General features: G+C 65.5%; 21 protein-coding genes. 11 read left to right on the plus strand and 10 right to left on the minus strand.

Translation table 11 applies throughout. The annotated features are described in order from the left end of the window. Window positions 1-35: 35 nt before the first annotated feature. A complete protein-coding gene (locus ACSVDO_RS25705) occupies window positions 36-503 on the plus strand; it encodes a MarR family winged helix-turn-helix transcriptional regulator (protein WP_332538369.1) in 468 nt (155 codons plus the stop codon). A 41-nt stretch (window positions 504-544) separates the two neighbouring features. Here the strand turns inward: ACSVDO_RS25705 and fdhA are convergent, their stop codons facing one another. Together fdhA and ACSVDO_RS25715 are read right to left on the minus strand one after the other, a co-directional pair. Then, on the minus strand, window positions 545-1,750 hold the full coding sequence (gene fdhA / locus ACSVDO_RS25710; protein ID WP_489597891.1) for a formaldehyde dehydrogenase, glutathione-independent: 1,206 nt from the start codon (window positions 1,748-1,750) through the stop codon (window positions 545-547). Window positions 1,751-1,875: 125 nt separating this feature from the next. Continuing rightward, window positions 1,876-2,328 carry a nuclear transport factor 2 family protein gene (locus ACSVDO_RS25715; protein WP_489597892.1) on the minus strand — a complete coding sequence of 151 codons (453 nt, stop codon included), beginning with the start codon at window positions 2,326-2,328 and terminating at the stop codon, window positions 1,876-1,878. Between the two features lie 162 nt (window positions 2,329-2,490). On the opposite strand from ACSVDO_RS25715, the gene ACSVDO_RS25720 reads away from it, so the two are divergent. Beyond that, the gene (locus tag ACSVDO_RS25720) at window positions 2,491-3,795 is read left to right on the plus strand and encodes a LysR family transcriptional regulator (protein WP_489597893.1); all 1,305 of its coding nucleotides are present in this window, start codon (window positions 2,491-2,493) and stop codon (window positions 3,793-3,795) included. A 57-nt stretch (window positions 3,796-3,852) separates the two neighbouring features. Here ACSVDO_RS25720 and ACSVDO_RS25725 read toward each other — a convergent pair whose 3' ends face one another. The 7 genes from ACSVDO_RS25725 to ACSVDO_RS25755 form a co-directional block, all read right to left on the minus strand. Continuing rightward, window positions 3,853-5,868, minus strand: a complete 2,016-nt coding sequence (locus tag ACSVDO_RS25725) for an ankyrin repeat domain-containing protein (protein WP_489597894.1) — start codon at window positions 5,866-5,868, stop codon at window positions 3,853-3,855. Window positions 5,869-6,226: 358 nt separating this feature from the next. Next, complete coding sequence (locus ACSVDO_RS25730) at window positions 6,227-6,937, minus strand: alpha/beta fold hydrolase (protein ID WP_332683192.1); 711 nt, start codon at window positions 6,935-6,937, stop codon at window positions 6,227-6,229. Then, window positions 6,934-7,806, minus strand: coding sequence for a class III extradiol dioxygenase subunit beta (locus ACSVDO_RS25735; protein WP_489597399.1), 873 nt, complete (start codon window positions 7,804-7,806; stop codon window positions 6,934-6,936). The genes ACSVDO_RS25730 and ACSVDO_RS25735 overlap by 4 nt, the downstream gene beginning before the upstream one ends. Then, window positions 7,806-8,213 carry a protocatechuate 4,5-dioxygenase subunit alpha gene (gene ligA, locus ACSVDO_RS25740; protein ID WP_332538377.1) on the minus strand — a complete coding sequence of 136 codons (408 nt, stop codon included), beginning with the start codon at window positions 8,211-8,213 and terminating at the stop codon, window positions 7,806-7,808. Before ligA ends, ACSVDO_RS25735 begins: the two co-directional genes overlap by 1 nt. An 18-nt stretch (window positions 8,214-8,231) precedes the next feature. Further along, window positions 8,232-9,206: a PDR/VanB family oxidoreductase gene (locus tag ACSVDO_RS25745; RefSeq protein WP_489597401.1), complete on the minus strand. Its 975-nt coding sequence runs from the start codon at window positions 9,204-9,206 to the stop codon at window positions 8,232-8,234. Continuing rightward, entirely contained in the window at window positions 9,206-10,246 is a 1,041-nt protein-coding gene (locus tag ACSVDO_RS25750; protein WP_489597403.1) for a Rieske 2Fe-2S domain-containing protein, read from the minus strand. Before ACSVDO_RS25750 ends, ACSVDO_RS25745 begins: the two co-directional genes overlap by 1 nt. 33 nt (window positions 10,247-10,279) lie before the next feature. Then, the gene (locus tag ACSVDO_RS25755) at window positions 10,280-11,614 is read right to left on the minus strand and encodes an MFS transporter (RefSeq protein WP_489597404.1); all 1,335 of its coding nucleotides are present in this window, start codon (window positions 11,612-11,614) and stop codon (window positions 10,280-10,282) included. A 461-nt stretch (window positions 11,615-12,075) separates the two neighbouring features. On the opposite strand from ACSVDO_RS25755, the gene ACSVDO_RS25760 reads away from it, so the two are divergent. The 8 genes from ACSVDO_RS25760 to ACSVDO_RS25795 are packed head-to-tail and all read left to right on the plus strand — an operon-like array spanning window position 12,076 to window position 19,344. Further along, the gene (locus ACSVDO_RS25760; protein WP_489597406.1) at window positions 12,076-13,260 is read left to right on the plus strand and encodes an ABC transporter substrate-binding protein; all 1,185 of its coding nucleotides are present in this window, start codon (window positions 12,076-12,078) and stop codon (window positions 13,258-13,260) included. A gap of 16 nt (window positions 13,261-13,276) precedes the next feature. Next, on the plus strand, window positions 13,277-14,134 hold the full coding sequence (locus ACSVDO_RS25765) for a branched-chain amino acid ABC transporter permease (protein WP_332549125.1): 858 nt from the start codon (window positions 13,277-13,279) through the stop codon (window positions 14,132-14,134). A gap of 8 nt (window positions 14,135-14,142) precedes the next feature. After that, window positions 14,143-15,144, plus strand: coding sequence for a branched-chain amino acid ABC transporter permease (locus ACSVDO_RS25770; RefSeq protein ID WP_489597408.1), 1,002 nt, complete (start codon window positions 14,143-14,145; stop codon window positions 15,142-15,144). Continuing rightward, window positions 15,141-15,893, plus strand: coding sequence for an ABC transporter ATP-binding protein (locus ACSVDO_RS25775; protein ID WP_489597410.1), 753 nt, complete (start codon window positions 15,141-15,143; stop codon window positions 15,891-15,893). Before ACSVDO_RS25770 ends, ACSVDO_RS25775 begins: the two co-directional genes overlap by 4 nt. Before the next feature lie 4 nt (window positions 15,894-15,897). Beyond that, window positions 15,898-16,623, plus strand: a complete 726-nt coding sequence (locus tag ACSVDO_RS25780; protein WP_489597411.1) for an ABC transporter ATP-binding protein — start codon at window positions 15,898-15,900, stop codon at window positions 16,621-16,623. A 28-nt stretch (window positions 16,624-16,651) separates the two neighbouring features. After that, complete coding sequence (locus tag ACSVDO_RS25785; RefSeq protein WP_489597412.1) at window positions 16,652-17,215, plus strand: MarR family winged helix-turn-helix transcriptional regulator; 564 nt, start codon at window positions 16,652-16,654, stop codon at window positions 17,213-17,215. 39 nt (window positions 17,216-17,254) lie between these two features. After that, window positions 17,255-18,214: a PDR/VanB family oxidoreductase gene (locus tag ACSVDO_RS25790; RefSeq protein WP_489597414.1), complete on the plus strand. Its 960-nt coding sequence runs from the start codon at window positions 17,255-17,257 to the stop codon at window positions 18,212-18,214. 47 nt (window positions 18,215-18,261) lie between these two features. Further along, window positions 18,262-19,344 carry a Rieske 2Fe-2S domain-containing protein gene (locus tag ACSVDO_RS25795; protein WP_489597415.1) on the plus strand — a complete coding sequence of 361 codons (1,083 nt, stop codon included), beginning with the start codon at window positions 18,262-18,264 and terminating at the stop codon, window positions 19,342-19,344. Between the two features lie 73 nt (window positions 19,345-19,417). Here ACSVDO_RS25795 and ACSVDO_RS25800 read toward each other — a convergent pair whose 3' ends face one another. Then, the gene (locus ACSVDO_RS25800) at window positions 19,418-20,041 is read right to left on the minus strand and encodes a LysE family translocator (RefSeq protein ID WP_332538391.1); all 624 of its coding nucleotides are present in this window, start codon (window positions 20,039-20,041) and stop codon (window positions 19,418-19,420) included. 86 nt (window positions 20,042-20,127) lie between these two features. Between ACSVDO_RS25800 and ACSVDO_RS25805 the strand changes: the two genes are divergently transcribed. Continuing rightward, window positions 20,128-21,603 carry an aminotransferase-like domain-containing protein gene (locus ACSVDO_RS25805; protein WP_489597417.1) on the plus strand — a complete coding sequence of 492 codons (1,476 nt, stop codon included), beginning with the start codon at window positions 20,128-20,130 and terminating at the stop codon, window positions 21,601-21,603. Window positions 21,604-21,622 lie beyond the last annotated feature (19 nt).

The raw sequence follows: 21,622 nt of genomic DNA on the forward strand, positions 1-21,622 counted from the left end.
ACACTCGGTCTCATACTCTTAGCGCTATCTGCTCAATGAAAAAGAACCCTTCCGACCTGTCGCTCGACCTCTACGAACAGCCTGGCCACCTGATCCGCCGCGCGCACCAGATCGCGGTGTCCATGTTCCACGAGGAGCTGGGGCGCGATGTGACGCCCGTGCAGTACGCGATCCTGCGCATGCTGCAGGAGACTCCGGGCATAGACCAGGTCACGCTCGCGCTCAAAGTGGGGCTGGACAACTCGACGGCCGCCGATATCGCGCGCCGGCTTGAAGCCAAGGGCTGGATAGTGCGCGAGATCCTGCCGCGCAGGCAGCGCCGGCTCGCGCTGACCGATGCCGGCACGCAGATGTTGTCGGGCTTCGTGACCGGCGTGCACCAGCTGAGCGCCAACATGCTGTCGAACCTCGATGCCGACGAACAACAGGAGTTCATGCGACTGCTGCAGAAATTCGTGCGCATCAACAACGACCAGAGCCGCGCGCCGCTGCGGCCCGACTGAGCGCGGCGCCTGCGCGCCGCGCCCAGCCCTTACCCGAAAGCTCAGGCGCGTGCCGTGCCCAGCATGCCGTGCGGGTCGATCACGAACTTGCGCGGTGCGCCGGCATCGAATTCGGCGTAGCCGCGCGGCGCGTCGTCCAGCGAGATCAGCTCCACACCGACGACTTCCGCAATGTTGATGCGGTTCCACAGAATGGCCTGCATCAGCGCGCGGTTGTATTTCATCACCGGCGTCTGCCCGGTGAAGAAGCTGTGGGATTTCGCCCAGCCCAGGCCGAAGCGAATGCTCAGCGCGCCCTTTTGCGCCGCGGCGTCCTTGGCGCCCGGATCGTCCGTGACGTAGAGCCCGGGAATGCCGATCTTGCCCGCCGCCCGGGTCACTTCCATCAGCGAGTTGAGCACCGTCGCCGGCGCCTCGTGCTGGGCCCCCGCATGGCCGTGACCGCGCGCCTCGAAGCCCACGGCATCGATGGCGCAGTCGACTTCGGGCGTGCCGAGAATCAGCGCGATCTGCTCGCCCAGCGTCGCATCCAGCGACACGTCCACGGTCTCGAAGCCGACCTTGCGCGCATGCGCCAGGCGCAGCGGATTGACGTCGCCGACGATGACCACGGCCGCGCCCAGCAGCCGCGCCGAGGCGGCGGCGGCCATGCCCACCGGTCCCGCGCCCGCCACATAGACGGTGCTGCCCGGGCCCACGCCGGCAGTGACCGCGCCATGGTAGCCCGTGGGGAGGATGTCGGTCAGGCAGGTCAGGTCGCGCATCTTGGCCAGCGCCTGGTCGCGGTCGGGGAACTTGAGCAGGTTGAAATCCGCGTAAGGCACCATGACGTACTCGGACTGGCCGCCGACCCAGCCGCCCATGTCGACATAGCCGTAGGCACCGCCGGCGCGCGACGGGTTGACGCTCAGGCACACGCCGGTGTTCTGCTCCTTGCAGGTCTGGCAGCGGCCGCAGGCGACGTTGAACGGCACCGAGACCAGGTCGCCTTTCTGGAGTGTCTCGACATCGCGCCCGAGCTCAATGACTTCGCCCGTGATCTCGTGGCCCAGCACCAGACCTTGCGGCGCCGTGGTCCGGCCGCGCACCATGTGCTGGTCGGAGCCGCAGATGTTGGTCGAGACCACCTTGAGAATCACCCCGTGCTCGATCTTGCGACCGCGCGGATCGACGAGGTCGGGCAGCGCGATTTCGCGCACTTCCACTTTGCCCGGCCCTACATAAACCACCCCTTTGTTTCCCGCCATGATGCTCCTTTGCTGGTTGTGAAAGCTGCGCCACGCTATTCATTGCGTGTACTTAATGAAATTCAGTGTACAGAATGAGATTCGCTGACGCCGCACCGATTTGTCCACGTTTTCCCTGAACCGGCTCAGCCGGGATCGGCGTCGCGGAACATCACGAAACGCGCGGTGCGCCGCTGTATCCGCCAGTGGCCATCGGGCGCGCGCACAAACTGGTCTTCGAACTCGCCGACCAGCTGGCGCGCATGCGCGGGCCGGCCATGCGGGCCGGCCTCGGCGGCTGCGTCGCAGGACCACAGCAGCACCTGGCTCAGCGCGCCCGGCCGGCTGTTGTCCGAAAAATCGAACAGCGTATTCGTGACCAGATGGCGCGTGATGCGACCCGGCGGGCGCTGGGCATAGGCCGCGCCAATGGCCGCGCGCCCCTGCAGCGGCTCGCCGCTGGGGCGCTGCAGCACAGCGTCTTCGGCGAACAGCCGGGCCAGGGCCTGGGCATCGCCGGCGTCCGCCAACGCGGCGGCGCGCAGCACCAGATCCTGGCAGGCCTGGCGGATAAGCAGTTGTTCGATAGCGTTGTTCATTCAATGTCTCCGTGGATTGCGCGACCTGTGCCGTCTTGATCCAGGCCTCAAGGATTCCATGACAGGCGCGCGCGGGCCAATGCCGCTGTCGCTTCTACCAATGCGTTTTTCTTATGGGACAATGCATTCCCGCCCAAATCACCCTCTACAGAACGCGTCGAAATGAGCCTTTCCATTGCCTCGCGGCCCGCGTCCGGCATCGCCACGCATCTTCCCACGCTGATCGGGCAGTTGCGCGCGATGCGTGCCATGCTGGCGGTGGTGCAGCACGGCAGTACCATGCGCGCCGCCGAGTCCATGCACCTGTCCCAGCCCGCGGTCGCACGCTCGGTGCTGCAGCTCGAGCAGGCCTGCGGCGCGGCGCTGTTCATGCGCGGCGCGCGCGGCATGATGCCGACCACGCTGGGCAGCCAGCTCGCGCAACGCATCGCGGCCATGCTCCAGCACCTGGCCAGCGGCGCGGCCGAGGCCCAGGCCGCGGCGACGCTCGCCGCCCGGCGCTCGCCCCTGCCCCAGCGTTTTGCCGAAATCGTTCCCGCAAGCCAGCTGCGCGCGCTGATGGCGATTGCCGATTGCGGCAGCGAAGCGCAGGCAGCGCAATCGCTGGGCTTGAGCCAGCCTGCGGTGCACGCGGCGCTGCAAGGCCTGGAGACCAGCCTGGGCCTGCAGCTGTTCTACAAGCTGACCTTCGGCACACGGCTCACGCCCGCGGGCGAAGCCCTGCTGCGCCGCGTGAAACTCGCGCTGGCCGAAGTGCGCGGCATGGACAGCGACATGTCGGCCTGGCGCGGCGAGATCCGCGGGCGCGTGGTGGTCGGCGTGCTGCCGCTGTCGGTCAGCATCTTCCTGCCGCGCGCAGTCGCCATGCTCGCCGCCAGCCACCCCGACATCGAAGTGAGCATTGTCGACGGCACCTATGAAAGCCTGATGCAGCAGCTGCTGAGCGCCGACATCGACGCCATCGCGGGCGCGCTGCGCGACGACGTGCCCGAGGATGAAGTGCGCCAGCTCCAGCTGTTCGACGACGATCTCGTCGTCGTGGCACCCGCGGACCACGCGTGCAGGTGGCGCGAACAGCTCGCGCTCAAGGACCTGCTGGAATGCCAATGGGTCACGCCGCTGCCGGGCACACCCGCGGACCGGGCCATGGTGCGACTGTTCCAGTCCCAGGGCCTGGCACCGCCACGCGGCAGCCTGAACGCCAGCAGCCCGACCATGACGCTGGCCTTCGTGCTGCAGACCGGACGCCTGGCGCTGGCTTCGCGCGGTCAGGCGCTGCAGGACAACCATGGCGGCCAACTCTGCATCCTGCCCCTGGCGCTGCCCTCGACGCGCCGGCGCATAGGCCTTGCCATGCGCGCGCAGAGCACGGCATCGCAGGATCTGGCGCTGTTCACACAGGCTTGCGTGCAGGCCGCGAGCGCTTCAACCGAGCCCGTGCTGTCGCTGGCCCGACCTCCGAAGTGATGACCGCTGCGCTGCGAACCATGGGCGCGCCATGGAGCTGCGGGTGGGGGTACGGGCCTATGCCAGATCGGCAAAGCTCGGCGAAGCAATCGCCAGCGCCTCCTCCTGTGCATGCGGCACAGCATCAAGCGCGCCGTCTGCATGGAAAGTCAAGAAATCCGCAAGCGGCAGCAACTGCACCTCTTCCTGGTCATCCATTCCTTGCAGTTCATCATCGTTCTCTTCGAGAACCAAGGCAGTTCTTTGTCTTTTGACCCCGACGGCCAAGTCATCATAGCCATGGTCATCTTTCTCATTGAATGGCCCCAAGTCACCGTGGATTTTTCGACCGTAAACATCAAAAGGGCCTGTATCTTCCGGATCAGCAGACAGCACGGCCTTGATGATATGGAAATTTGACTCTCCCATATAGCTCAGCATCAATGCGGTCTGACCTGCATTATTCTTGATATCAACATCGAGCAAATTTGCACAATAGTTCTTTGCTTTACCATTGTTACCGAACAGGATTACTGTTCTCTGAATGCCGGACACCAGAAGATTAACCATCTCCGTATTTTTATTGAAGCAGGAAATCATCAATGGCGTGTTACCCTCGGCATTCTGAATATTGACATTTGCACTGTTCAATAAGAGCAATTCTGCACCCGCAATATTCCCCATTTTGCAGCACAGCGCAAGAGCAGAATCACCATCATTATTTATGGTATTGACATCCGCACCATTCTTCAGCAGAAAACTGACCGCAGAATTTTTCCCACTTCTACAAGAATTAGCCAAAGCGGTATCACCATTGACATCCTTGGCATTGATATCTGCACGCATTCCTGCCGGAGCAGGACTCTCGTACTTGTTGAATAGATCGAACGTCCATATCATATCGCCCAGCAAGACCTCTGCCATCTCCAGATTCTCTTTTTCACAGGCATGCATCAGCGCATTTTTACCCTTTTCATACGCATGATTGACATCTATCTGACGCAGGTTGACGAACTCACGTACGGTTTCAACATCGTCATTCAGGACTGCATCTGAAAACACTGCGAGCTTGGCCACCGAAAGCAGTTTGTCCATCACCTTTGCATTGGCAGCGCGCACGGCCATGGTCAGCGCCGTCCCGCCGAAATCATTGACCGCCGTAATGTCCGCACCGGCCTCTATCATCCTGCCCACCAAGATGTCGTCGCCCAGTTGTGCCGCAACCATCAAGGGTGTGATGCCCAAGGCCCCGCGAATATTGATGTCACTGTCGCACTCCAGAAATCCACGCATATCTTCCCATTCTTTCTCGGGAAATATCCAGCCAATATCTCTAGGGTGAACAATGCAAATTTTCTCAAGGAAAATTTTTCTTACCGCCAGGGTGTCTTCCGGGCTCTTTCTTTTGATGGACAGCAAGCCGCGCGAAAACAAATATCTAGCGCTATTAAGACTTCCGCCTCCATTAATAAACTCCAGAACAACTTCAGGCATGGATTTTCCACAGATACCAGAGGCAATACCCCAATCATCAGGCCATGCACTTTTATGGTTCAATATCAACTCTTTGGCCACTGACGCATCCCCGCGGATGAAAAGATGTGAGATAGAATTACTGTAGAAGGAGATATTTATTGTCGAATCCACAGGCCTGAAGCATGCCCCCGCCTGTATCAAACCAACGGCCACATCGAAAAATTTATTGCCAAGTGCATGCGCAATTACGCTAGAGCCCATATGTTCCACGCCACAATTCATCCGATGCGTCTGATGGAAATTGACATTTCCATAGCGAATGATGGCCAAAGCTGCTGATGCATGCCCATTGGCAATGGCTTGGTGGAGTGGAGAACCTACATATTTAAAATGACAATTTGCGTTCGCACCATTGATCAGCAAAAGCTTGACTATTTCTTCATGACCGCCAGCCGCAGCATATGTGATAGCATTCTTGTCTAAAAAAGTACTGCGAGTGAATTTCGCAATATAATTGACATCCACATCAGCACGAGACAATAGCTCAATAACTTCCTGAATATTTCCCAATTGGGAATGTTTCAAAAGTTCATTACATTTCTCAATATTCAAACGCATCACACATCCTAATATGCCTATTGCTGCAAATTTCTAATAGAGGTCGAGCATGCCGCTGCGGATGGACATTTGCCGCCACGCCCCCCTTTGTCGGGTGCAGCAAGGCGCGACCAGCGCTGCTGCCGGTTGCCACGCAGCACGACAGTGCATGCATTTAGATTATGCAAATAGGATGTTTTAATCAATAGCTATTTGCTATTGATTTGCTATTAATTAGGCGTTGACCTACAGATGCTGGCTTGCTGGAGGACGACGCAGGCGTAGGCGGTGCTTCCCGCGCGGACACCTGCGCTGCAGCAGGCCTTGAAAAGACATGCACCAAGTGGCCGCGGCGCGAAGCCGCAGGCCAAAAGGGGCGTCAGCGTCCCAGCCAGGCCGCCAGCGCGCGCGACACCTGGGCGGGCTGTTCCATGGTGCTCATATGGCCGCTGTCTTCTATCACCACCAGTTGCGAGCCCGCGCACAGCTGCTGCATGCGTTCGTGGCGCGACAGCGGGCTCCAGCTGTCCTGGCGGCCACAGGCCAGCAGCAACGGGCAATGCAGGTTTTGCAGCACGGGCGCAGCGTCGGGCCGGTTCAGCAGCGCCTCGATCTGCGCGGCGAACAGCTCGGGCGTGAAGCGCGCAACCATGTCCAGCACTTCACCGAACAGCGGCGTATCGAGCCGGTCGGGGTGGACCATGCCGCGCGCCCACTGTTCGCCCATGGCGCGCATGCCGCTGTGGCGCGCCTTGTGCAGCAGCGCCAGGCGCTTGTCGCGCTCCTGCACGCCGGCCTCGCCCGCGGCGATCGCCTCCATGCCGCTGTCGAGCAGGGCCAGGCGCTCTACGCGCTCTGGCGCCATCCTGGCGATGGCCAGCGCCACGCGCCCGCCCATCGAATGGCCGGCGAGCGAAAACCGCGGCGCCGCAACGCTGGCCAGCACGCCGCGCGCCATCTCGTCAATGGAAGCGGCCGCGCCATAGGAGGGCACGACGCAGTCGGCGAAGTCCAGCGCCGCAGTCTGCGCGCGCCAGACCGCCGCGTCGCACAGCAGGCCCGGCAGCAATACCACGCAGGGCCGGCTCATGGCGCGTCCTCCAGGATCAGATGGCCGACAGCCGTATTGGACGCGGGCACATGGTAGAAGCGGTGGCGCACATGCGGGCGCGGTGCGGGGCCGGCGATATCCGCCATGGCGCCGCGCGCGATCAGCCACATCACCAGCTCTATGCCTTCGGAGCCCGCCTCGCGCACGTAGTCGATATGCGGCAGGCGCGCCAGGCCCGTGGGGTTCTCTATCAGCAGGTCGAGAAAGCGCTTGTCCCATTCCTGGTTGATCAGGCCGGCGCGCGCGCCCTGCAACTGATGGCTCATGCCACCCGTGCCCCAGATCTGCACGTTGAGGTCTTGATCGAAACTCTCGACGGCCCGGCGTATCGCGCGGCCCAGATCGAAGCAGCGCTGGCCTGAAGGCACGGGGTATTGCACGACATTGACCGCAATCGGAATCACCGGGCAGGGCCAGGCCCCGCTGGCCGGGTCCTGCTCGCCACACATCAATGACAGCGGCACGGTGAGGCCGTGGTCCACGTCCATCCTGTTGACGATGGTCAGATCGAAGTCCTGCTGTATCACCGACTGCGCGATGTGGCTGGCCAGCTCGGGGTGGCCCGTGACCGTGGGCACGGGGCGCGGGCCCCAGCCTTCGTCGGCGGGCTGGAACTGCGCGGCCGTGCCTATGGCGAAAGTCGGAATGAAGTCCAGGCTGAAAGCGGTGGCGTGGTCGTTGTAGACCAGCAGGATCACGTCGGGCCGGTGGTCCCTGAGCCACTGGCGCGAAGGCGCGAAACCGGCAAACAGCGGCTGCCAGTACGGCTCCTGGGTCTTGCCCAGATCGACGGCTGCGCCTATGGCCGGCACATGCGAGGTGTAGACGGAGGCGGTGATGCGGGCCATCAAAGACTCTTTTCCTGCGCGCCCTGCTCGTGCAGGTAGCGGTTGCCTTCGATGGAGCGCCCGCCGCCCAGCATCATCAGCCGGTAGTCCTCCTCGTTCATGCCGCTCATGGTCGAGACCATGTTCTGCACGCTGACGCCGTCGGTCGCGCCTATTTTCACGAGGAAATAGATGTTGCCGCCCAGGGCGATGCAGGCGTTGAGGTCGCGCGCCAGCACGGCGCGCTTTTGCGCCGCGCTCATCGCCCACTCGTCGAGATAGGCGCGCTCGTCGGCGCGAAAGCGCTCGCGGTTGCCGGCCTGCATCAGCGACATGCAGAACTGGTTGAGCCAGTAGCCCTTGCGCGACTGTTCGGCGTCGAAGACCGTGGTCCCCGGAACGTCAAGATAAGGTTTGTCCAATGCCATCGGTCTGCACTTTCGGTTTCAAAGATCAAGCACCAAACGCGCGCCGCGCGCGCGCGAGCAGCAGGGGGTGAACTGGTCGTTGGCGGCCTGCTCCTCGGGCGTCAGATAGGCGTCGCGGTGATCGACTTCGCCCGCGAGCACGCGCGTGAGACAGGTGCCGCACACGCCCTGCTCGCACGACACCATCACGTCGACGCCTGCGGCCAGCAGCGCCTGGGTCACGCTCTGGTCGGCAGCGACGCTCACCACCCGGCCCGAGCTCGCCAGCTGCACCTCGAACGCCGCATCGCCGCCGCGCGGGCCGGCATCGGCGGCGGCAAAGAACTCCCAATGCAGCCGGTTCTCGGCCCAGCCCTGCTGGCGCGCAGTGCCCAGTACCGCGTCCATGAAGCCCTGGGGGCCGCAGACGTAGAGATGGGTGTCGGCCTCGGCCGCCGCGAGCACGGCCGCGATGTCCAGCCGCTGCGCGGCCGCGCCGTCGTCGAAATGCAGCTGCACCTGGTCAGCGAAGGGCGCGGCGGCAATGCGGGCGCGAAACGCCATGCGCTGCGCCGAGCGGCCGCTGTAGTGCAGGCGAAAGCTCGCGCCCAGCAGCGCCAGCCGTTCGGCCATGCACAGGATGGGGGTCACGCCTATGCCGCCGGCCAGCAGCAGATGGCGCGGCGCGTCTGCGGCCAGCGCGAAATGGTTGCGCGGCGCGCTGATGCGCAGCGCATCGCCTTCGGCCACGAGGTCGTGCACCGCGGCCGAGCCGCCGCGCGAGGCCGGGTCGCGCAGCACGGCGATCTGGTAGCGGTGGGTCTCGGCGGGGTCGTTGCACAGCGAGTACTGGCGCACGATGCCGCCGGGCAGATGCACGTCGACATGCGAGCCCGCGGCAAACGCCGGCAGCGGCTTGCCGTCCGCGGCGACGAGTTCCAGGCCGCAGATGCCCTCGGCCTCGAGCGTGCGCCGCGCGACGCGCACCTGCAGCTCGGCGCGGGTATCGGCCATCATGCGGCCTGGCCGCGCTCTTGCGCCAGCAGCCGATCGATCACCCGGCGCGACTGCACGCCGCCGGCGTCGATGTTGAGCAGCAGCAGCTTGCGCTCGGGCCAGGCCGTGAGGTTGGCCTGCTGGCGCTCCAGGACTTCGGTGTCCTCGCCAAACACCTTGCCCTGTCCTTCCAGGATGGACGCGGTGAGGGCCGCGTCCTGCGGCCGGAACTGCCGCGCCATGCCCCAGTAGTAATGGTGCGTGGTCTCGGTCTCGGGCGTGATGAAATCGACGACGATGGACGACACCTTCTTGTCCGCGGGCGCGCCATGGCCGCCATGGCCGGCCAGCGCCACGCCGACTTCGATCATCACATGGCTGGGCGGCTCGAAGTGGCAGATCTGCCAGCGGTCCACGGGCTGGTCGTCGGGCAGGCCGTTGCCGCGCAGCGCCATGCGCCAGAACGGCGGGGCTTCTGGCAGGCCGTCCATGAAACGGCTGGTGGTCACATGGTCGCCGTCGACCTTGGTGATGCAGGGCGTCTCGTCGATTTCCTTCTGGCCTATGGACGTGGAGTGCACATAGGTCTCGTGCGTCAGGTCCATCAGGTTGTCTATCATCAGCAGATGGCCAGCCTTGATGTGGTAGTAGCCGCCGCCATAGGCCCATTCGGGGCTGTGAGCCCAGTGCAGTTCAGGAATCAGGCCGGCATCGGCCTTTGCCTGATCGCCGGGCCAGACCCAGACGAAGCCGTGGCGCTGCTGCACCGCGTAGCTGCGGATCGCGGGAAAGCCGCGCACGCGCTGGCCGGGCATGGCCACGGTCTTGCCGTCGCAACCCATCTCCAGGCCGTGGTAGCCGCAGACCAGCTTGCCTTCGCAGACCGTGCCCAGCGACAGCGGCGCGCCGCGGTGCGGGCAGAAATCCTCGACGGCGGCAATGCCCTGGGGGCCGCGGAAGAACGCCATGCGCTCGTTGCAGATGGTGCGCCCCAGGGGCTTGTTCTCGGGAATTTCGTCGGCCCTGCAGGCTACGTACCAGGTATTCAGCAAAAACATGATGGATCGTGGAAAGAGTGAGAGAAGTACGCCTCAGTGGGCCGAAGCGATGCGCGCTGCGGGCGCCTGCGCCTGGGCCGCGCCCGTGGCCAGCACGGCCAGCGCCGCGGCCACCAGCGGCAGCGCGAACACGTAGTACAGCGACGCCGGGCTCCAGCCGCCGTCGAGCAGCAGTCCGGCCATGAAAGGCGCGACGATCGCGCCTATGCGGCCTATGCCTATGGCCCAGCCCATGCCCGTGGCGCGCACCGCTGCCGGGTAGGTTGCAGGCACCAGGCCGTACAGGCCGGCCATGGAGGCAAACAGGAACACGCCCAGGCCCACGGCCGTGGCAAATGCAAAGCCCAGGTTGGCCGACGCGGCGCCGAACAGCGCGGTGAACAGCGCATAGAGCAGCATGCAGCCGAACACCAGGTGCTTGAGCTTGGCCTTCAGGGCCAGAAAGCCGAACAGGCTGCCGCCGACAATGCCGCCGAGATTGAGCAGCACGCCGCCCGTGACGCCCTGCTGGGTCGACATGCCGGCCTGGACCAGCAGCTTGGGTGTCCAGCTCAGCGAAAAGTAGACGCTGAACATCAGCAGGAAGAAGCTGCCCCACAGGATCAGCGTGGGACGCGCCAGGCCGTTGCGAAACAGCGCTGCGACGGTATTGCCCTGCGGCGCCTCGCCCGCGCGCTGCACGGGCAGCTGGGACACCTGCGCCTGGCCCATGAGCGCCATCAGCCGGTTGAGCTTCTCCAGCGCGCGCGCCGGACGCCGGCCCAGCAGGAAGTCCACCGATTCGGGCAGGCGCCACAGCACGACGGGAATCATCAGCGCCGTCGCCAGGCCGCCGAAGACAAACACCGAGCGCCAGCCATGGTGGGTCAGCAGCCAGGCGGCCATCAGACCGCCCAGCGTCGCGCCTATGGGGTAGCCCGTGGCCTGCAGCGCGATCGCCGTGCTGCGCCATTTCTGCGACGCGAACTCCGAAGTGATCACGCCCACGCTGGCCAGCATGCCGCCTATGCCCACGCCCGTGATGGCGCGCAAGGCTGCGAGCTCGATATGGCTGCGCGCCATGGCCGACAGCAGCATGCCCACCGACACCACGACCAGGCACAGCAGCACCACGGGCTGGCGGCCCAGGCGGTCGGCCAGCGGGGCGACGAACAGCGAGCCTATGGCCATGCCGATCAGCCCCGAGCTGAACAGCACGCCCAGTTGCGCGCCGTTGAGCTGCCACTCGGCAGCCACGGCCGAGGCCGTGAACGCCATGACGAGAACGTCGAAGCCGTCCAGCATGATGAGCATCATGCAGATGGCGACGGCCAGGCACTGAAACGACGTCATCGGACCGTCGTCCATCTTCTTGCGAATGTCATTCATACAAGTCCTTGTGGGAGCAGGTTGTCTCCATGTCCAGCCGTCACCGCGGCGACCGCTGCGCGCGACTGGTTTCTTTGGTGGAGCTATGCACGCCCATCCCGCTTCACGACGGCAACAGGCGAGCCAGCTCTTGCCTCAAAGTATCGCCACCACAGTGAAAAGACACCAATGCGAAATCAGAAATCAGCTATGCGTTTAGCTGATGACAATCTGATTGGCGAGGTGAATGAGGAATAGGCATGGGGTGCGATCCCGCAGCGCCGACGATGCGAGAAAGCGGGGTTCTGCCCCTCCAGTGCACAGCGAGTACGGCCTCACGCCGATCTTGAGTCGCCGCAATCTCCCGGGAAAACACCTAACAAGTTGGCATTGCAACTGGTTGGCATGCCAACCATAATTTGACGCATATCAACACGACTTGCGGCAAGCCTGCACGCAAGCGCCAACCCAGGAGACACCCGATGAACCCCTCCCGCCGCACGCTTGCCCGCGCTCTCATTGCCGCCTCCGGCCTGGCCCTGGCCGGCGCGCCCGCCCTGGCCCAGGGCGCGGCCGTCAAGGTCGGGGTCATAGGGCCGTTCTCCGGGCCTTTCGCGCATTACGGCGCCTTGTTCAAGGCGGGCGTGGAAGCCTATGTGGCCAGCCAGGGGGGCAAGCTCGCGGGCAAGGACATCGAGTTCATCTACCGCGACACCGGCGGCCCCAACCCGGGCCAGACCAAGACGCTGGTGCAGGAGCTGATCGTCAAGGACAAGGTGGATTACCTCGGCGGCTTTGTCTTCACGCCCAATGCGCTGGCCGTCGCGCCGCTGATCCAGCAGTCGCGCACGCCCACGGTGGTGTTCAACGCCGCGACCTCGGCCATCACCGAGAAGTCCGAGTACTTCCTGCGCACCAGCTATACGCTGTGGCAGGTCACGGTGCCGCTGGCGCAATGGGCCGCGCAGCAGAACATGAAGAAGGTCGTCACGGCCGTGACCGACTACGGCCCGGGCATCGATGCCGAAGCCGCGTTCAAGAGCGAGTTTGTCAAACAGGGCGGCACTGTCGTGGAGAGCATACGCATGCCCATTGCCACCACCGACTTCGGCCCGTTCGTGCAGCGCATCAAGGCCAGCGGCGCGCAGGCGGTCTATACCTTCCTGCCCGGCGGCCCGCCCAACCTGGGCTTCGTCAAGGCCTATAACGAGAACGGCCTGGCCAAGGCCGGCGTGCAGTTCCTGGGCACGGCCGAGACCGACGAGTTCGATCTGCAGAAGTTCGGCGACTCCGCGCTGGGCCTGACCACCGCTTTCCATTACTCCGGCGCGCATGACTCGCCCGAGAACCGCAAGTTCGTCGACGCGCTGAAGAAGCGCGATCCGGCGGCCGTCGCCAACTACGCCTCGGTGGGCGCCTGGGACGGCATGTACGTGATCCACAAGATGATTGAAGCCACGGACGGCAGGAAGGACGGCGCCAAGGCGCTGGCCGCGGCGCGCACGCTGCAGTGGGAAAGCCCGCGCGGCCCGGTGCGCATCGATGCCAAGACGCGGCACATCACGCAGAACGTCTATCTGCGCAAGGTGGAGCGCGCGGGCGGCCAGTTGGTCAACAGGGAGCAGCAGAGCTTCGGCCCGCAGACCGACTTCGGCCTGGGCAAGTGAGCCGCCGCCGTTCGCCATGAACACGCTTTTCAACATCCTGATCGACGGCCTGGCCTACGGCATGGTGCTGTTTGTCATCGCCGTGGGCCTGTCGGTCACGCTGGGGCTGATGCGCTTTGTCAACCTGAGCCATGGCGCGTTTGCCATGGTCGGCGGCTACTGCGCGGCCTGGCTCACGCGCGAAGCGCAGTGGAGCTTCTGGCTGGCCGTGCCGCTGGCGATCGCCGCCACGGCGCTGCTGGGCGCGCTGCTCGAGGCGCTGGTGCTGCGCCATCTCTACCGCCGCAAGGAGCTCGACCAGGTGCTGTTCACCATAGGCCTGAGCTTCGTGCTGATCGCCACGACCAATGCCATTGCGGGCCCGCAGGTGCAGCTGATCACGCTGCCGCCGCTGCTCGCGGGCTCGGTCGACCTGGGCTTTCGCACCCTGCCCGCGCAGCGCCTGCTGGTCATAGGCGCGGGCCTGGCCGTGGCAGCAGCCGCCGCCTGGACCGTCACGCGCACGCGCTTTGGCGTCTGGCTGCGCGCCGCCGTGGACCACAGCGGCACGGCCGCGGCGCTGGGCATTCCGATTCGCAGCGTGCAGTGCGCGAGCTTTGCCGCGGGCGCGGCGCTGGCCGGCTTCGGCGGCATTCTGGGCGCCGAACTCATGCCGCTGGAGCCGTACTACGCGCTCAAGTACCTGGTGCTGGTGCTCGTGGTGGTGGCCGTCGGCGGCATGGGCTCGATTGCGGGCTCGCTGGTCGCGGCCGTGCTGCTGGGCACGATTGAAACCGCGAGCCGCTACCTGGCCTCGGGCTGGGGCAGCCTGTTCTTCTTTGTCGCCATGGCCGCGCTGCTGGCCTGGCGTCCCAACGGACTTCTCAAGCGATGAACTCCCCCATGACCTCCACCGTGTCCACGGCCGCGAAAGCGCCCGCGCAGCCGGTTCCGGCCCAGGCCGTGCGCTGCGCGCCGCCCTGGCGCGCGCCGCTGCTGCTGCTGATCGCCGGCCTCGCGGCCTGCGCGCTGTTTCCCGATCAACTAGGGCTGATCACGCGCATCTTCATTGCCGGGCTGTTCGTGCTGTCGCTGGACCTGGTGGTCGGCGTCGCGGGCCTGGCGACGCTGGGCCATGCGGCGCTGTTCGGCCTGGGCGCGTACGCGGCCGGCATCTTCGCGCTGCAGGTGCATGCCGATCCGCTGCTGGGCCTGGGCGTGGGCATCGCCGCCGGCGCGCTGACGGCGCTGGTCTCGGGCGCCTTCCTGCTGCGCTACCAGGGCTTCACCTTTCTGATGCTCACGGTGGCGGTGTCGCAGATCGTGCTGAGCCTGGTGCAGAAGGCGCGCGACTGGACCGGCGGCGACGACGGCCTGTCGGGCTTTGCGATGGCGCCATTGCTGGGCCGCTTCGAGTTCGATCTCGAGGGCCGGGTCGGCGCCGTCTACGCGCTGGCGGTGCTGGTGCTCATGTTCTACGCGGCCCAGCGCCTGGTGCAGTCGCCGTTCGGTCTCGCAGTGCGCGGCATCCATGAAAACCGTGCGCGCATGGCGGCGCTGGGCACGCCGGTGTTTCGCCGCCTGTGGCTGCTGTACACCGTGGCCGGGGCGCTGGCCGGCGCCGCCGGCGCGCTGTCGGCCCAGACCAATGCCGTGGTCGGCACCGACAGCCTGTCGTTTGCGCTGTCGGCCGAAGCGCTGGTGATGCTGATTCTGGGCGGTGCCGGCCAGCTGACCGGCGCGCTGGTCGGCGCCACGGTGTTCACGCTGCTGCACCACACGGCGGCGTCCATCAATCCCTACCACTGGCTGTTTGTCGTCGGCGGTCTGCTGATGCTGGTGGTGTTCGTTCCGCCGGCCAGGGCCTGGGCCTGGCTGCGCCGCCGCGCGGGAGGCCTGCAATGAACGCCGCAGCCCAAGTCCTGCTCGATGTGCAGGCGCTGGACAAGCGCTTTGGCGGCCTGCATGTGACGCGCAATGTCTCGTTCGCGCTGCGCGCCGGCGACCGTCTGGCGCTGATAGGCCCCAACGGCGCGGGCAAGACCACGCTGGTCAACCAGATCAGCGGCGTGCTCGCTCCCAGCGCCGGCGACATCTGGCTGCGCGGCGAGAACGTCACGCGCGCCAGCCAGGCCGAACGCGTGCGCGCCGGCCTGGCGCGCACCTTCCAGATCACCACGCTCGCGCCGCATTTCCCGGTGCAGCGCCAGATCGAGCTCGCGTTGTTCGAGCGCGAAGGTCTGACCGGGCGCCTGTGGCGCAGCATGGACAGCTACCCCGCGCTGCAGGCCGAGGCCAGCGACATCCTCGCGCGTTTCGGCCTGCGCGCCCACGCCGCCACGCCCACCCAGGACCTGGCCTACGGCGAGCAGCGGCTGATTGAAATGGCCCTGGCCCTGGCCTTGCGGCCCAAGGTGCTGCTGCTCGACGAACCCATGGCCGGCGTGCCCAAGGGCGACGGCGCCCGGCTGCTGGCCGCACTCGACGCATTGCCGCGCGATCTCGCGGTGCTGATCATCGAGCACGACATGGACCTGGTGTTTCGCTTTGCCACGCGCATCGTGGTGCTGGCCGAAGGCGCGGTACTGGCCGACGGCAGCCCCGACGCCATACGCCGCGATCCCGCGGTGCGCGCCGCTTACCTCGGAGGCTGAAGAGATGACGACCGTACATTCCACTCCCCTGCTCGCGCTGCGCGCTGTCGTTGCGGGCTACGGCCCGACCACGGTGCTCGACGGCCTGGCGTTCGAGATGCAGGCCGGCGAGCGGCTGGCAATGATAGGCCGCAACGGCGTGGGCAAGACCACGGCGCTGCGCGCCATCATGGGCCTGGTGCCGCTGCGCAGCGGCAGCCTGCAATTCATGGGCCAGGACATCGCCGGCCTGGCGCCGCACCAGCGCGCCGCGCTGGGCCTGGGCTATGTGCCGCAGACGCGCGACATCTTTCCTTCGCTGACGGTGGAGGAGAACCTGCTGGCCGGGCTCAAGCGCCGCCCGCGCAGCGCGCTGGACGAAGCCTATGCGCTGTTTCCGCGCCTGGCCGAGCGCCGGCGCAACGGCGGCACCCAGCTGTCGGGCGGCGAGCAGCAGATGCTGTCGGTGGCGCGCGCGCTGCTGGGCCAGCCGAAACTGCTGCTGCTGGACGAGCCGCTCGAAGGCCTGGCGCCGCTGATACGGCTGGAGCTGCTGCAGGCGTTTGCGCGCATGGCGCAGCAGACCGGCATCGCCACCATCATTGTCGAGCAGCAGGTCGACGAAGCCCTGCGCTACGCGCAGCGCGCGCTGATTTTGGACCACGGCACGGTGGTGCATGCGGCGCCGGCCGCCGAACTGCTTGCAGACGAAGCTACGCTAGAGCGTTGGGTGGGCATGGCTGTCCACTGACAACCTCCTGTATCCAACTTCATCGACCATGACCAAAAAGAACGCCAGCAAGCCTTCCCCCGCCCCCGTTTCCAGCGCCCCGCGCGTGGTGGATCTGGAGCACTACGTCCCGGCCTATCTGACCTGGATCGCCAACAAGCTCTCGCGCGGCGCCTCGCAGCACTACCTCGAGATCTTCGATGTGGGCATAGAGACCTGGCGCTGCCTGGTGCTGCTGGCCATCGAGGGCGCGATCTCGGCGCAACAGATCTCGCGCGTGATCGGCATGGACAAGGGCTCGATCAGCCGCTGCCTCAAGGGAATGCAGGAGCGCGGGCTGATTCGCACCGAGCTCGATGCCGCCGACGGCCGGCTGCGCATTGCCGTGCTCACTCCCGAAGGCCGCAGGCTGCACGACCAGATCATGGGCATGGCACTGGAGCGCGAGCGCGCTTTTCTGTCGGTGCTCGATGACGGCGAGACCGAACTGCTGATGAGCATGCTGCGGCGCCTGCACGAGAACCTGCCCGCGGTGGAGACCGCGACGCAGGAATACGCGGCCACCCATTTTCCCCAGGCCAAGGGCGCCAAGCGGCGTCGGGCCGACGACTAGTTTCAACAGCGAGCCGGGCGTCAACGCCCCTTACCCACCATGAGTGCATTGCAAGTCATCGTTCACAGCCGGCGCGTGGAAGCCGAAGGCATCTGCAGCTTCGAGCTGGTCCATCCCGAAGGCCAGGCGCTGCCGGCGTTCAGCGCCGGCGCGCATGTCGACGTGCATGTCGCGCCCGGACTGGTGCGCCAGTACTCGCTGTGCAACGATCCGGCGGTGCGCGACCATTACCGCATTGCCGTGCTGCGCGAGCCGCAGTCGCGCGGCGGCTCGGTGGGAATGCACGAACAGGTGCGCGCGGGACAGCTGCTGACCATCAGCGCGCCGCGCAATCATTTCGAACTCGCGCCCGGGGCGGCGCGCAGCCTGCTGCTGGCCGGCGGCATAGGCATCACGCCGATCTGGGCCATGGCCCAGGCGCTGCATTCGAGGGGCGAGGATTTCGCGCTGCACTACTGCGGCCGGTCGGCGGCGCGCATGGCCTTCGTGCCAGCGCTCAGCGAAGCGGCGTTTGCGGGCCGGGTGCAGCTGCATGCCGATGATGGCGAGCCGGCCCAGCGTTTCGACGCCGATGCGCTGCTGGCCGCGCCCGAAGCCGGCGCCCATCTCTATGTCTGCGGTCCCGCGGGCTTCATGCACCATGTGCTCGAAACGGCCCGCCGCCATGGCTGGCCCGAGGCGCAGCTGCACCGCGAGTTCTTTGCCGGCACGTCCACGGCCTTGGAATCCGACGGCGCCTTCAGCGTGTGCCTGGCCAGCACGGGCCAGAGCTATGCCATTGCCAAGGACAAGAGCGTGCTCGAAGTGCTCACCGCCGCGGGCGTCGACGTGCCGTACTCGTGCGAATCGGGCATCTGCGGCAGCTGCCTCACGCGTGTGCTCGAAGGCGTGCCGGAGCACCGCGACAGCTTTCTCACCGACAGCGAGCGCGCCGCCAACGACCAGTTCACGCCCTGCTGCTCGCGCGCCAGGACACCGCTGCTGGTGCTCGATCTCTGAAGGCCGCAGTTGCATTTCCCCACCCCAAAACGAGACAGGAGACTTCCATGACCGCCACCGCTTGCATTCCCATCCAGGCTGCGTCCAGCGCGCCCGACGCCCGCCGCTTTCCGCTCGACCAATGGTATGTCGCCGGCTTTTCGTCCGAACTCACGGACAAGCCGCTGGCGCGCACCTTCCTGGGCCAGAAGGTGGTGCTGTTTCGCACCGGTGAAGGCGAAGTCGCGGCGCTGGAAGACCGCTGCTGCCACCGCTCGCTGCCGCTGTCGTGCGGCACCGTCGAGGGCGCGGGCGTGCGCTGCGGCTACCACGGCATGCTCTACGCGCCCAGCGGCCAGTGCATAGAGATTCCCGGCCAGGAGCGCATTCCGTCCAAGGCGAAAGTCAAGGCCTACCAGGTGCAGGAGAAGAACCAGATCGTCTGGATCTGGATGCCGCGCGCCGAAGGCGCCGCGCCCGACAAGGCGCCGCCCGACTATCCCTTCCACGACGACCCGCGCTACAAGTTCGGCAGCGGCAACTACCATTACAACGCGCCCTGGCAGCTGATACACGACAACCTGCTGGACCTGAGCCACCTGGGCTATGTGCACCTGCAGACGATTGGCGGCAATGCGCGCCTGCACATGAACGCCAAGATGAAGGTCACGGCCGACGGCGACCGCGTCAAGGTCGTGCGCCTGATGCCGGGCTCCACGCCGCCGCCCACCTACCGCGCAGCCTGGCCGTTCGGCGAAAAATGCGACCGCTGGCAGGAAATCGAGTTCGACGTGAGCCATCTGCGCATCTGGACCGGCGCCCTCGAGCCCGGCACCGACGCCATCGACGACCCCGAACGCGGCGGCTTTCACATGCGCGGCTTCCACGGCATCACGCCCGAGACCGAAGACACCTGCCACTACTTCTGGAGCATGTCGAGCACCAAGCATCCCGATATGCCCGACAACATCGACGCCGTGATCCAGCAGACCGCGTTCACGTTCGACGAAGACCGCATCGTGATCGAAGCCCAGTACCGCAACATGCAGGAGTTCGGCGAGCGCGCGACCTGGACCGACATCCATGTCGACGTGGGCGGCAACCGCGCGCGCCGCGTGGTCTCCCGGTTGCTGGAGCAGCAGGCGGGCTGAATAGGTGCGCTGCAAGCCCGCCAGGGCGGCAGGCAGCCGCGCCAGCGCGCAACCTGCGGGCGGCGCCTGTGCTTTACCGCAGGCCCGCCAGCAGGGGCCACAGCGACAGCAGCAGCAGCCCGGCCATGGCCCAATTGAAGAACTGCAGCGCCCGCGGTGACTGCAGCCAACCGCCGATGATGGCGCCAAACAGCGTCCACACACTGATGCAGGGGTAGTTCACCACCAGCATGGTGACCGCCCCTAGAAGCAAGCTGGCCCAATAGTTACCCGGGTTGGTATAGGCGGCGATCACTCCCACCGAGAGTATCCAGGCCTTGGGATTGACCCACTGGAAAGCCGCGGCCTGCAGGAAATTGAGGGGCTTGGGGCGCGCCTGGGCGAGCTGTATGCGTCCACTGTGCGCAATTTTCCAGGCCAGCCAGAGCAGGTATACCGCGCCTACCCATTGAAGCAGCACATACAGCTGCGGCATCTGTTCGAACAACTGACCCAGCCCCGCGCCCACCAGCAGCAGCATGACGGCGCCGCCCACCGAAATGCCCAGCATGTGCGGCACGCTGCGCTGGTAGCCGAAGTTGGCACCCGACGCCGCCAGCATCACATTGTTCGGCCCCGGCGTGATGGAGCTGACGACGATGAACATCGCCATCGGCAGCAACGCGGCAAACTCGGTATTGACAGGCATCCAATTCATAACGTGCTCCCAATGCAGAGCTTGCATTCTAGGTAGCTCAAGCAGTACAGTCTCAGTACAGTTTCACTAATCAATACACCCACTGTATGGCTAAAAACAACCGGCCAGATGCACCTCCAGTCCCCGGCCCGTCCGCCGCGGCCAGCAACGACCTGGGCTGGCAGCCGCTGCGCGGGCCGGGATTGCCGCCCTTGGTGGAGCAGTTGGTGGCGCACTGCACGCAACTACTGCACAGCCACAGCCTGCGCACCGGAACGCGCATGCCCTCGGTGCGCCAGCTGGCCGATGACGCGGGCGTGAGCCGCGACACCGTGGTGCTGGCCTATGACCGCCTGGTGGCGCAAGGCGCCTTGCAATCGCGCCCCGGGGCTGGCTTTTTTGTGACCGCACAGCGCACAGCACCAGCACCGCTCAAGGACAAGAAACCGATACTGGCCGCAGACCAGGCCTTTGACACGCCCTACCTGCTGCGCAGCATGTTCCGTACGGTGGACGGCACGCAGTTCGATGGCGGCGCGGGCACCTTGCCCTCCAGCTGGATGGACCACGACATGCTCAACGCCGCCGTGCGTGCCGTGGGCCGTAGCGCGGGCATTCAGCTGCTGGGCTATGGCGCGCCGCAAGGCTACGCTGCGCTGCGCCAGCAATTGGCCGGCTACTTGATGACACAGGGTCTGACGGTGGACCCCGAGCAGCAGCTCATGACCACGGCCGGCGTCACCCACGGCATGGACCTGATCTTGCGCAGCCTGCTGCGCCCCGGCGACACCGTGCTGGTCGAGGACCCGGCATGGTTCATGGTGTTTGGCATGCTGCGTTCCCTAGGGTTGCAGGTGCAGGCCGTGCCGCGCGGGCCTGAGGGCCCGGATCTGCAGGTGCTGGAGCAACTGGCGCGAGCCCACCGCCCCAAACTGTTCATCACCAACACGGCGGTGCACAACCCCACGGGTTTCAGTCTCACGCTGGGCGTGGCCTATGACGTGCTGCGGCTGGCCGAACAGTATGACTTTGCTATTTTGGAGGATGACACCTACGCCGACTTTCACCCCGACCAGCCCGTGCGCCTGGCAACACTGGACCGGCTGCGCCGCGTCATGCTGGTCGGCGGTTTCTCCAAGACCCTGGCGGGCAGTCTGCGCATGGGCTACATCGCGGCCCAGCCCCAGCGCATCGCCGCGCTCACCGATGCCAAACTACTCAGCGGCCTGACCACATCGGAACTGGGCGAGCGCGTGGTGCATCGCATTCTGGCCGATGGCCTGTACCGCAAACATGTGCTGCGCCTGCGCGAGCGATTGGACGAAGCGCGGCAACGCTGCCTCAAATTCGTGAACCATCTGGGTCTGCAAGTGCACCAGGAGCCGAATGCGGGCATGTTTGTCTGGGTGGACGCAGCCCGCGATACCGAACTGCTGGCCCGCAAAGCCGCCGTTGACGGCGTGCTGTTGGCGCCCGGCGTGCTGTTTTCCGCCCACCAGCAGCCATCGACGATGCTGCGCTTGCCGGTGGCCATGGCGGACAGTGCTTCGGAACGCAGCGCGTTAAGCCAGCTGTTGCGGTAGTTCGGGACGGTTTCTTGCC

It is taken from the genome of Comamonas sp. DB36 (genome assembly GCF_057914905.1).